Raw genomic sequence first — 12,444 nt, forward strand, 5'->3', positions numbered from 1 at the left:
GCTACTCACCATTTTATTTTGAAAGGATGCACATCGTTATGACATCTTATAAAGCTGTTATCGCTAAGCCCAATACTCTGAGCTTATTGATTAAATCGTTATTGTTAGTTCCTGGTTTATTACTCAGCCAACAGACCTTAGCCGCGCCAGACCGTTCACCATTTTCATTAACGGTTGCGCGTACGTCCGCAGCCACTGCCGATGTTGGTGCCGGCAATGCAAATCAACTACAGCGTGACGCCTGGAAAACCAGTTTTTCAGCCTCAATGCCATTAAATCGTCAATGGTCACTGGGGGCTAATGTCGGTTACGACAACCTCGATTACGATTGGCGCATTAATCAGGCCACGCCATTACGCTCTAACGAGCAAGACTGGTCAACGGTTCATCAATACAGCGCAGGGTTATCACTCACATATCGTCTGGATAATCACTGGATGTTTTTAGTGGCACCGCAATTAAAATATGCTTATGCCGATACTGCCTCATCATCTAACGCCCAAAGCTATGGTGTTGTAGCATCCAGTATGTACCGTTTTGACTCAGGTAATATGTTGGGTTTTGGTGTGGCGTATTTAAATGATATTTCCGAAGTGCGCACCGTGCCGTATTTAGCCGTTCGCTGGCAAATCAACGACAAGTTAGTGCTAGCTAACCCGTTTCAAGCTGGTTTTAGTGGCCCAGCAGGCCTAGAACTGAGCTATCAGTATCGTCCAGATATTGATTTTGGTATCGGTAGTTCAAAACGCACAGAGCGCTTTTTGATAGCAGATGACGATCAAACCATTGAGATCGACGAATGGGTTGGTTTTGTCCGTGCAGGCTGGAAAGCCACCGACAATGTGAGTGTAAACGCCTATGCCGGTTACTACTTTGGCGGCGAAATGGAACTGAGCGAGCCTGATGTCACTGAAGACATAGAAGACCAGGCGGCATTTGGCTTGGTGTTTAAGTTAACGTTTTAAGCTGATAGATAGAAAGATAGAACGCTTTTAAAGCAAAAAAATGCCGCTGATATCAGCGGCATTTTTAACGGAATCATTTGCTTAGAAGTAAGTGACTTCTTTAACACGTTTAGGGCGATTCTGTTGTTCGTACAATTGCCATACTTGCTTAAAGTCTAAGGCTAACTCGGTGACATAAAACTCACCAGAAGGGTAGGTCTTAACCACTTTCGCGCCGCGAATAATGCCACTGACGCTGGATTTAATATTGTCGTCAGTTAATAACCACTCACTGACATCGCTGTTAGCTGAAATCTTTTGACCATAAACTTGTTCAGCGAGTTCACGGTAGGCGGCAATTTTCGACGCTTGCATTGCCATTAAAATACGGTGAGAAGCTTCAGGGCTAGGTTGCGTCGCTAGCGGTGCATAACCTACCGCTGTTAACGTAGGGAATGAAGAGGGCGCTTCAGTTTCCCACTGCACATATTTATCTTTATTGACGCAGCCGCCGAGTAGCACCAACATCATAACCAACATCAGTGGCTTCATAGCTTATCTCCCAATACGGTATAACGGCTATCGCCTTTTTTCTCATGACGGTAAAGCAAACCATTACGAGATTCGATTAATTCAGACTCTTGTAAATAACCAGACAAACTCGACGCAGCGACAAAAGATTGCACTGCCGATAAAACGCGGTTGTTGGTGACATTTACAACGCGGCCATTAAACACAATGCCCTCAGGGGTCATGGTCATGGTTGACACTAACACGTGTGCCACAGGTAAACCGGATGGCAATAATTGCCAATCACGGCTTAACATAAATTCGCCTTGCTCCGTTGCCCGCAAGCTGGTGGCGACATTCATATCCACTAAATTAAATTCGTGCGCATGAAACGCGGCTAACAAACCTTGTTGTAATTGTAAGGCCAGCTCATTGGTGGCATTTAAATTATTAGCTAAAACAGGCGTAGTGATTAATAACGGCTGATCAGGGCGCAGCGCATCATTTTGCACAACCAATTCATTAACCAGCTTTTCGGCCCATACATTAATCTGGCCTTTTGGCGCCAAGCCGGCATCTTGAATGTCGTACGCTAATTGCTTATGAGAAACGTTATATTCATCTTTAACTTTGACGTATTTGCCATCATTATTAAACGCTAAATTATTCGCCGGGTTAGGCGTTTGGCTACACGCTGCGACAGACAACAACGCAAGTACAGCAACTGGGGTGATAAGCCTGTTAATCATGATGATTCCTTTAAAAATGTCGCCGACGCGATATGTTGCATTAATGGCACTCAATCAAAACGTGCAAGATTGATGCTTAAGCCATTATTGACTGCGACATAGCCGTCAATGAACGCTAAATCTGTATCGGCAAATAGCGTAAAAGCTTTACTAGATTTAATCCTTAAAGGCTTAAATGCACATAAATATGTTAGTGGCGCGATTTTTGCTTGATTTATACTAATTAAACACTATCGCGTTAGTCGTAATATTTTATGTGCCTTAATAGGCAAAACTGACGATTTTTTGACATTAGGACATCGTATGCCGACGCAAACAAGCCTTATTAAACAAGCAACCAGCCATAAAGCATTCGCGCTTGCACTGATGTTACTGTGGAGCTTATTTCAGGTTAACACGGCACTTGCAGAACAAGTGGAGGTCACCGGCAGAGCTAAAATTGTCAATGGTGATATCGATAAGGCCCGCGAAGATGCCATTAGTCAGGCATTAAATTATGCGAGCTTAAAAGCGGGGGTTAATTTTTCCAGTGAGCAATCAATCGATCAGGGGCGATTAACCCAGGATACGTTTCAAATTCAGCGTATGGGTTCGGCTAATAATGTTGAGTTGATGAGCGAAATGATCAGCCAAAATACCATTACAGTGGTTTTGCAATTAGAACTCACTGAACCAGAACCTAACGCACAATGCAAAAGCCAATCATTAAAAGCCGCGATTATGTTGCCGCAATCTTATCTTCAAGAACGCGCGCAGCTTAGATACGGACAACTGGCTAATTTTGAACAACAGATAACCGAAAAACTCGGTAAGATGATCAACGCCCAGTCTCGCTATAGCTTTGCTCGTGTTCACGCCAATGAAAAAATTGATAACACTAACCAATTGGTTAATTTTAGAGGTTACCGCATTCCGACATGGTTAGGCGAAATCACCGAAAGTCAGTACATACTACAACCCGATATTATTGATATTTCAACCGAGCCTGCCGAAAGTGGCTTTTTAGGTTTCAATGAGGAATACCCACTAAGACAATTCATGATAAAACTCACTCTTTATCATGGTATTAGCGGCGAAGTGGTGTGGACAGAAACTTTTGCTACATCGGCACCCTGGGAATTTGAAAAACAAGAAGTGGTGTCACCGGCTAATCAACGCTTTTGGCGCTCATCCTACGGCCAGTCTATTATTGAAATCTTTCAACAAAGCATACTGACGTTAGATAACCAATTAAATTGCAGGCCACTATTAGGCCAAATTGTTGCCAGACAAGGCGATAGAGTTATCATCAATTTAGGCCGCAAAAATGGCGTAAAAATGGGTGATAAGTTCCAGATAGTATTGCAAAAAAATATCCCAGACCGCTTAAACACCATGCGCCCCATCGCCAGCAAAAGCCGTGCGAGTGTGGTAATCGAGCAAGTTAGCGAAGACAGCGCCACAGCCATATTTGACGGCATCGATGCAGCAGACAACATTCAAGTAAATGATATCGCGATTAAAAACTGATCATCATGACCGTCATGCATAAGAGTAAGAGTAAGGTTAAGAGTTAAAGTTAAGAAACTAGGCTAATAAACCAGGTTAAGAAATAAGCAGTTAAATTTAAAGGGTTTAAATCAATTATAAACTCAGTATAATCACAGGGTCTCTCTATAGCTCAACAGGATAGAGCAGCCGCCTCCTAAGCGGCCGATCGGGGTTCGAGTCCCTGTGGGGAGACCATAACATCTATTTTTTGTCTTAAAAATCAATAACTTAATAAAATAGTCAAAAGTTGTGCCGCCTCTGGAAACCACTTTTTTGGAATTTTTTTTAAGCATTCTTCAAAACTCCGCTTTTTAATAGTTTGACCTCAATTATGGACATTTAAACGTATTTCCAATAGTTTTCTATTAAAGTTGAAACATGGAAGTATTGTGTAATGAACCTCAAGAAAGAGTCTAACCTACAAACTAAACCTCACAAGTCTGAAGTCGATAATCAGTTAGAAGAACTTCTATCTGCAATGCCAGAAGCATTGAAAGCGCAGTTGGTTAACATGTTGGATTCCCCTGAATATGCTAATCAAAATCAGAAAGCCGATTTTTTAGCCAGCTTGCAGTCATTCGACATGCTCACTCAAAAAGATTCAGCCGTTAGACCTTTGCTTCCAGAAGGCATTAATGAAGAGTCTTTAGCCAAAGCGCTTTCGAAAGTTGATGATAGTCAGTCAATACTAGAGACTGAGCAGCTTAAAGGTGCAGAGATATTTACATCATTATTTGAGTCAATAGCTGCAGAGCCTTGTGATGATATTAATGAGGTCAGACGATTTGCCAATGCTTCAAACTTACATGAAGCATTTGGAGAAGAGGGTAGTGAAGCTCTCACATTTCTAAATGCGATTCCACAAGACAGTGCTGAGCTTATTCATGGTGCTATAGCTTGTCAGATGGCTGGTATGCCCAAGCAAGCCAAGTTGTTATTTCAAATGTTTGCCAAACGTCAATTTGTTGATGTTAATGATGGGTATCAGTCACTTCAAACTGATATAACCAAATTCAAAGGTTATGCAGAAGCTTCATCGAAAGCTGGAAAAGCAGGTCGAGATAAGCGTTATGCTAAAAAAGATAAAGTAGAAGCTTTTGCTATACAGTTTTATACTCAGAAAAATTATGCTAATCCCCACCAAGCAGCGCAAGCTATGGTTAACCATGTTATGGAATATGCAAAAAGCGTCGATTACGCTTTTAGTTCATCATATCAAGCGATCAGGACAATCAATTCTTGGCTGAGCAAGCATATTAAATCAACTAAATAAAATGGATTTTTACTGTGGTTAATAAACAGAACTCTCAAGCTCAACTGCTATTTCCAAAGCTTCAATACCCAACTCATAGAGCATATATTGATCTATTTGTAAGTATGCTTAATCAAGATGAGATGGGCGTACTTGAACGAGATATAGAGATACTGTCTATTGGATTAGGTTATACCACTCATAAGCTATTCCAATCAGTGGCTGAAAAAGGAATATTATCTGAACGAACTGATGCTTTACTATTCGGTGCACTTAAATTAAAAATTGAAGTAAAAAAAAGAGTGGCTGAATTTGGTGTTGAGCTATTGAATGATTCAAATCACGCAGTTGTTGATTTGGTTTTTACACAGTACAACGTCAAGCCTGAACCGATTAAAGCCCCTAAGCACAAAACTATCATTAATACCAAATTAGAAACGGTTGAAAAAACAAAAGTTATCGCCAAAGAGATAAAAAAACGGTTATTAGACAAAGCTTTGCAAAGCGGCAAACAACAAAGTGAGATGAATTTAGCTGACATAGTTAAAGCAAAAACTATTCAAGCTAGAGCATTATTCCCTGAAGATATTTACCCCAATTATCGAAAATTTATAGATTTTCTACTTCAACAGGTTACGAGTGATCCACTACGAATTTCATTTGTCGATATGGAAAAGCTATCAAGCGCACTTGGTTCTGAAGAGTTAGCTTTGTTTGCAAATCTTAATAATCATAAAACAATTGAAGAGAAGCTAAAACACATTGTGTTCGGTGGGCTTCAGTTAAAAATTTCAGTGAAAAAAAGGCTTAAGGATACGGGGAACGAGCTGACCACAAATAGTGATTTGTTTGTTATTAAAGAGATTGAAGCACAATATCAATCAAAACTTGAAGCTATTGAAGCTCAAAAACAGCGTGAATTAGAAATTAAAAGACAAGCCATTGAGGTTGAGAGACGAGCTGTAGCGGCTGCAAAATTAAAAGCTGAACAAGAAGCGGAAGTTGAAAGGAAAAAACATTTTTCTGACTTTCCTAAATTGGGCTTAAACAATATTCCGAAACACTCGCGTACTGAAGAACTTTTACAGAAATTAATGGCAAGACCAATCAGCATTGATGAGAAAAAATGGCTAGATAGTGAAGGTATTGTTTCAGATCTTATCGACAAAAAATATCACCTTCATTTAGCCCATCAGCATTTTCAAAACTGGAAACAGAAAAGCTTACCTTGGGAGCTGGTTAATGCTAGTGCCGCCTATCGTAAAGCTGAAGTGCTGACCAAAATAAAAAAAGCGTTAGATGAATCATATCCATTTAATCTCCCTAAAAATGAAAAGAAATTAAAATCAGCTTTATTAACCACATACGGTGGCGTTTGTAGAGACTTAAAGGATTATGTTAATTCAATTAAATTTGGTTTAGAAGCACATAAAGTGACACCGTTAAATTTTAGGCCATGTACTTTGCTAGGCGCTGTTTACCTTTCAACGGGTGAATTTGACTTAGGCCATGAGTGGTATGACAAAGCAAAAGAACGAGGATTTAGTCAAAACGCTTACGACAATGATATTAAATCTGTTTATTTCAGGGCGAGTGATGAAATGAAAAACAGATTAAAGCAAAACCTAATAGCAACTGGTCACAATTACAAATGGCTTACAGATTAAGCTTTTACCGTCTGGGGCATTCGTCAATTTCAGCAAATTGGTGGGGTAGGCGTTACGCCTTGGCGTGAATTAAGACGGCTAAGTAAAATCACTGACGAAAGCCTAGAATGGGTAGAACAAATTAGGCAAGCCGCAGATGACTCAGATTGGAGTCGATACACAGAGCTGATGGGCGGCGTATTTTGTAAGCGTGATGATCAAGTCATTAGATTGCTTCACCAATATAAAAAGCTAAGCGATATCCAATTAAGTCATCAAAAATTCGGCAATTCCCACGAAAAGACTAAGGATGCAGGCTATCAGCCTGCATCTAGTCACTCAACTATTACAGAACCAAATGATGAACCAAATGATGAAACCAATGCCGTAAATGCTACTAGTCGCGCGGGATTCAGCCAAAAATCAGTTCCAGGAAATCCTGAAATAATCCAAGAATGTTATTCTGGAGTCAATGCTGCAGAAAACACGGAAATTACTGAAAATTCCCACATACAGACTGATGAGAGACAATTTGCAACGAATCGTTATGGTGATGAGCTTATAGTGCAGTTAAAAGGCATTGTCGCTTTAGGTGTTGAAATCGTCACTAGAGTACATGAGTGGACGTTAAGCTATTCACAGGCTAATGGTAATATTGACCCTAATTGCTCTAACTTGGAGTTCTGTCAATAAGTGTACGTAATCTAAAATTAATAGCTAAATGAGGTCGTAATAAAAATGTTCAACTAAGATAGAAAAAGGAGTATTGTTAGTGTGTTATAGAATATTCAACATATGCTTAAGGAAGAGTTATGGATCCATTCTCACAATTGTTTGCAGCCTACCTGCACACGGTAAGCAATAGTATTGCTGAAGTGTATGTTGATTCAATGAACACGACTGTAACCTCACAAAGCTTAGTCTACAACGATACTAATATCCGATTTCAGCATCAGCTATGGAAGATAAAACCCAATAGCGTTTGCTCAGACCTTGAGCAACAGGCTACTCAATTCTCTAAATGCACTCAACAAGCCAAGACTATGTTTACCGAACTATGTACTCAGTTATCCAGCATGGAAAATCTGAATCAGAGAGGTCGAAGCTTATCTAACATGTACTGCAATGCATCTTTGAATTATAAGCCAATGGTTGCTTATATTAGCGAGCCAAAGCAAAAGAATGAACAAGAATTAAAAGAGAAAGAGTGTAATTTGATGATTTTGAAAGCGATGCAGGATAGTAGTTCTGAAACTTTGAAGCAGAAAGATACCGCATGTGACTTTGTAAGATAAGGAAGAAAATTGAGAATTAAACTTAATGGTATTCATTAGATAAAAGTAGCCAATTCAGTTACTATATCAAAAATGAATTTATAAAAATATTTAAGAAATAATGGCTAGTTCAACTCAAATTAAAGCACTAATGCAATCGTATATCGATAAAGATGACGACAGATTTTTATCTGTTGCGCTTCAGGTTGCCGCTCATGAAGCCAGAAGTGGGCACGGTAAACTTGCTCAAGAGCTTAAATTATTAGTTGAATCAGCTAAAAAAACTAGTGCAAAAAATCTCCCTATCTCAATTGCCAGTGGTGTGAAAGATTCATCAGGATTACTTACAACAACACATCCAAAACTTCGTTTTTCAAATTTAATAGTATCTTCAGAAGTGAAAGACCAATTAAACAGGTTAGTAAAAGAACAAAAGCATCTCGCAACTCTAAAGAATCATGGCTTATCTCCTAGGAGAAAGCTTCTTCTAGCTGGTAAGCCTGGTACAGGAAAAACATTTACAGCTTCTGTATTAGCTGGAGAGTTAGATTTTCCTTTATTTGAAGTTCGTTTAGATGCTGTAATTACAAAGTATTTGGGAGAATCTTCTGCGAAGCTTCGCCAAATATTTGATACTATTAGAGAAGTTCGTGGTGTTTATTTCTTTGATGAGTTTGATGCCTTAGGTTCACACCGCGGAAATAGTAATGATGTTGGAGAAGCGCGCCGAATTCTTAATAGCTTTTTACAGATGCTTGAGCAAGATAATTCAAATAGTGTGATTGTTTGTGCTACTAATCACATAGAAGCTCTAGATCATGCATTATTTAGGCGTTTCGATGATGTTATTCGGTATCAATTGCCCTCGAAAGAAGAAATTATTGAATTATTTAAAACTCGGCTTCAAAGTTATGTCGCGAGTAATTTTTCATGGAAAAAACTCCCTTTAATTTCTGAAGGGTTAAGTAACGCTGAAATTACTCTTGCAGCAAATGATGCTATCAAAGAAATGCTAATTTATGATCACAATTCAATTACACTCTCGATGCTCCAACAAGCTATTGAGGGTAGAAAAAAAATCAGCCAACACTTTATGGTGTAAGAAGGATTCTTAATGGCACGTAATAGATTTGATAAACCGCATTTTTTTATAAACCGTTCAGCTACTTCTTACGAATTTTCTTCGCCATCTATAGGTGGGAGTTCTTCCTCTGAAATACCAGCTCAAGACAGACATCATCATAGTGGTAAGCTTCGGCAAGAACTAGAATACGTGGCCAAGGACTTATCACGAGTAAAGCAATACATACCTGAAATACCTCTTGAGATGGGAGCTGGAATTCAAGTAGAGTTTGAAAGCTTTCCCAATGTTGAAATGGCAGTCCAAAGTCTTGCAAATGACACTCAAGGGATCGTCTTACACAATGTAAAGACGATTAGTGTTAATGGGCAAAAAACCACCATTGCTACAGCTTTTGTACCTGATGGCAAGTTAGATTTTTATGAAAAGAAATTAACTGATTATGAATCGTACAAAACAAACAAAAATGATAAACCAACAGATCATCAAAAATTAATTGATTCCATTAAATCAATTCGTAGTGCTTCATTTTTTGCAATTTGGGCAGATGATGACTCCCTCCTTCCTGAAGATAAAGATTCTGACGTTTGGTGGGAAGTGTGGTTATCTACACCGAAAAAAAGTCGTCAGACACATAATTATTACAATGAGATCATTTCAGACTTTACTAAACTGGCAGGCATTGCTGAAATCGAGGTATCTCAACATAAACTTCGATTCCCAGAGCACACTGTGGTTCAGATAAAGGCTAGCCAAAGTCAGTTGGAACAAAACGCTAATCTGCTTTTTAGAGTATCTGAAATACGCTACCCTAAAGTTACCGCTGAATTCTTCGATTCTATGGAGCCAGCTGAGCAAGGTGAATGGTCAGAAGAATTACTTCAACGTCTAAATCATTCTTATACTGATGCTTCTCCATATGTTTGTATTATTGATTCTGGTGTAAATGTTGCTCATCCTTTGTTGTCGCCATTTGCTGGTTTAGCAGATCAAAGAACAATAACAGATGATAGTGATCCCACTGACGCAATGGGACATGGCACAGAGATGGCTGGGCTAGCAATTTGGGGAGACTTAACTGATAGATTAAGTTCATCAGATATAATAACAATTAATCATAGGTTAGAATCAGTCAAAACCATCCGATTTAATGGTGATAATGTAGGTAAGCCTTTAGGATTAGTTACAGAAAATGCTATATCGGAAATAGAAAACTACAAACCTGAACGGTCACGTGTTTACTCAATGTCGTTATCATCAGGTATAGGTACCGATAGAGGAAGGCCATCATCTTGGTCTAGTGCAATGGATATGCTTGCAGTCGATTACCTCGGAGAGGGTGCATTTCCTAGATTATTTACTGTATGTGCGGGGAATGCCTTACCTATTGAGGGGATTGAGTACCCCGAGCGGAATTACCTAAGTGATATTCATGATCCTGCACAGGCATGGAATGTATTAACGGTTGGTGCTTATACAGAAAAAAATACACTTACAGAAGCTTCTGACTACCAACCTTTAGCCCCGAAAGGTGGTTTATCGCCATACTCGACAACATCTCTCAATTGGGATAGAAGAAACACACCTATAAAACCTGAAGTGGTATTTGAAGGTGGAAATGTTGGCCAAGATCAATTGGGCATCAGTGTAGGTATGCAAGATTTACAGTTGCTTACTACAAATAATAACTTCTCGCAAAGGTACTTCCAATGTACAAATGCGACCAGTTCTGCAACAGCATTGGCAGCAAGGTTTACTGCCCAAATAAAATCACAATATAGCGACCTTTGGCCTGAAACCGTTAGGGCGTTGATAGTTCACTCTGCAGATTGGACTGATGCAATGTATTCTTTGATTTCCGTAAACCGTAATCAAGATAACATCAAGAAGTCAGATATGGCTAAATTAGTTCGTAAAGTAGGCTTTGGAGTCCCTAATCTTAATAAAGCTCTGAATAGTGCAAGTAACTCTTTAACATTGGTAATTCAAGATGAATTACAGCCTTATGTTAAGCCAAAATCTAAAGAGACAAAAACTAAGGATATGAATTTACATGATTTGCCTTGGCCAGTTGAGGAATTAATGAAAATTGGTGAGGCTGATGTTGAGCTTACGATAACAGTTTCTTATTTTATTGAGCCAAACCCGTCAAGCCGTAATGTGTTAACTAAATATAGTTATGCTAGTCACCAGCTGAGGTTTGACGTCAAGCATCAAGGTGAATCAGACAAACAGTTCATGAGGCGTATCAATAAAAAGGCAGAGGGAGACAAGCCTGATACTTTAGACGATAGCCATTGGCTTCTAGGTAAGCAACAACGTCATAGAGGATCTATTCATAAAGATGTTTGGCGCGGCAGTGCTGCAGATCTTGCTTCTAGAGGAAAGATCGCTATTTATCCTACCAGTGGATGGTGGAAGACTCGTAAAACACATGAGCGATATAACTCACAGGCTCGATATGCGTTAATAATTTCACTTTCGGTTCCAGAAGTTGAAGTTGATATATACAGTGAAGTCGCACAGAAAATCGCTACTAATATACATACCCCAATAGCCATTAGTGTTTCATAATTTTGATACTAATAAGAATTTGTTGTATCGCAATTTAAATTCTTATTAGTAGTTTCTTTCTCTCCTCAGATGAAAGCTGTTCTATTTCCCTAACCAATCTATCTACTTGCGATTCGTGCTGAAAAGTCCCAAGCAGATGAGCAGTAGTGATACCTAGTTCCTGCCTAACATGCTCAATATCAAAATGAGCATAAGTACTGGCTGTGATATTGGCTTTTGCTTAAACCCCTAGGGCTATGACTTAGCCGTTTACTGGTTGTTTGAATATTACCGCCTCGCATGACGCTCCAGCTTGTTATGGTCGTCTTAAATCGTGACAACTCTTTTTGAAAGTGTAGGCATTTTCTGCACCAAGAAGCTCTGTGCATTCTGCCATGCGATGCGAAAAGCTTTTTCGTATGCGTCTAGCAAAGTACACCTAGCATCGATGCTCTGATTGTCTAAAAATACCTGCTTAATGATAAATTTGGAGCAGGTGATGAAAACATACAGAACAACTACTCAGTGGCAGATGCTACTTCAACAACGCGGCTCGTTTAGTGGCACTAATATTGAATTCTGCCAACACCATAATGTATCTATCACCACTTATTATAAACAGCGCGCTTTACAGGCTGAGTATCAGCCTAATTCAACCTTGCCAGTGCAAACAACGAACCCCACACCATCACGTTTTATTCAGTTAAAACAAACCACCACTGAAGTCTGCGCGCAAACTCATCAAAATGTGGTGCAGTTTGATATCCGCACAGGCCAATTAATGTTTCCAGCCAATTTAGCAACGAACGATATCGTTGCCATTATTAAAGGGTTAACGGCATGAAGATATTTGTTGATGTGCCCACCGTTTATTTATGTGCCGATGTGGTCGATTTTCGTAAATC

Annotated in this window: 11 protein-coding genes and 1 tRNA gene; 10 read left to right on the forward strand and 2 right to left on the reverse strand. The window is 39.4% G+C overall.

The window, feature by feature from the left end:
* The first annotated feature begins 38 nt into the window (after window positions 1–38).
* Window positions 39–965, forward strand: a complete 927-nt coding sequence (locus AC19MV_RS20250) for an autotransporter outer membrane beta-barrel domain-containing protein (RefSeq protein WP_498309766.1) — start codon at window positions 39–41, stop codon at window positions 963–965.
* A gap of 81 nt (window positions 966–1,046) precedes the next feature.
* Here AC19MV_RS20250 and AC19MV_RS20255 read toward each other — a convergent pair whose 3' ends face one another.
* Complete coding sequence (locus tag AC19MV_RS20255) at window positions 1,047–1,496, reverse strand: LPP20 family lipoprotein (protein WP_498309767.1); 450 nt, start codon at window positions 1,494–1,496, stop codon at window positions 1,047–1,049.
* Window positions 1,493–2,203: a FlgO family outer membrane protein gene (locus tag AC19MV_RS20260; RefSeq protein ID WP_432405578.1), complete on the reverse strand. Its 711-nt coding sequence runs from the start codon at window positions 2,201–2,203 to the stop codon at window positions 1,493–1,495. The genes AC19MV_RS20255 and AC19MV_RS20260 overlap by 4 nt, the downstream gene beginning before the upstream one ends.
* Before the next feature lie 303 nt (window positions 2,204–2,506).
* Between AC19MV_RS20260 and AC19MV_RS20265 the strand changes: the two genes are divergently transcribed.
* From AC19MV_RS20265 to AC19MV_RS20305, 9 genes are all read left to right on the forward strand, one after another.
* Window positions 2,507–3,712, forward strand: a complete 1,206-nt coding sequence (locus AC19MV_RS20265) for a flagellar assembly protein FlgT (RefSeq protein ID WP_498309768.1) — start codon at window positions 2,507–2,509, stop codon at window positions 3,710–3,712.
* Between the two features lie 140 nt (window positions 3,713–3,852).
* Window positions 3,853–3,928: transfer RNA gene (locus AC19MV_RS20270), tRNA-Arg, on the forward strand.
* A gap of 199 nt (window positions 3,929–4,127) precedes the next feature.
* Window positions 4,128–5,006 carry a hypothetical protein gene (locus tag AC19MV_RS20275; RefSeq protein ID WP_498309769.1) on the forward strand — a complete coding sequence of 293 codons (879 nt, stop codon included), beginning with the start codon at window positions 4,128–4,130 and terminating at the stop codon, window positions 5,004–5,006.
* Between the two features lie 14 nt (window positions 5,007–5,020).
* On the forward strand, window positions 5,021–6,652 hold the full coding sequence (locus AC19MV_RS20280; protein WP_498309770.1) for a cell envelope integrity TolA family protein: 1,632 nt from the start codon (window positions 5,021–5,023) through the stop codon (window positions 6,650–6,652).
* Between the two features lie 168 nt (window positions 6,653–6,820).
* The gene (locus tag AC19MV_RS20285; RefSeq protein ID WP_498309771.1) at window positions 6,821–7,324 is read left to right on the forward strand and encodes a hypothetical protein; all 504 of its coding nucleotides are present in this window, start codon (window positions 6,821–6,823) and stop codon (window positions 7,322–7,324) included.
* 119 nt (window positions 7,325–7,443) lie between these two features.
* Entirely contained in the window at window positions 7,444–7,926 is a 483-nt protein-coding gene (locus AC19MV_RS20290; protein ID WP_498309772.1) for a hypothetical protein, read from the forward strand.
* Between the two features lie 100 nt (window positions 7,927–8,026).
* Window positions 8,027–9,007, forward strand: coding sequence for an AAA family ATPase (locus AC19MV_RS20295; protein WP_498309773.1), 981 nt, complete (start codon window positions 8,027–8,029; stop codon window positions 9,005–9,007).
* Between the two features lie 12 nt (window positions 9,008–9,019).
* The gene (locus AC19MV_RS20300; RefSeq protein WP_498309774.1) at window positions 9,020–11,560 is read left to right on the forward strand and encodes a S8 family peptidase; all 2,541 of its coding nucleotides are present in this window, start codon (window positions 9,020–9,022) and stop codon (window positions 11,558–11,560) included.
* Window positions 11,561–12,038: 478 nt separating this feature from the next.
* Entirely contained in the window at window positions 12,039–12,383 is a 345-nt protein-coding gene (locus AC19MV_RS20305; RefSeq protein WP_282110691.1) for an IS66 family insertion sequence element accessory protein TnpB, read from the forward strand.
* Window positions 12,384–12,444 lie beyond the last annotated feature (61 nt).

It is taken from the genome of Shewanella sp. MF05913 (assembly GCF_059758095.1).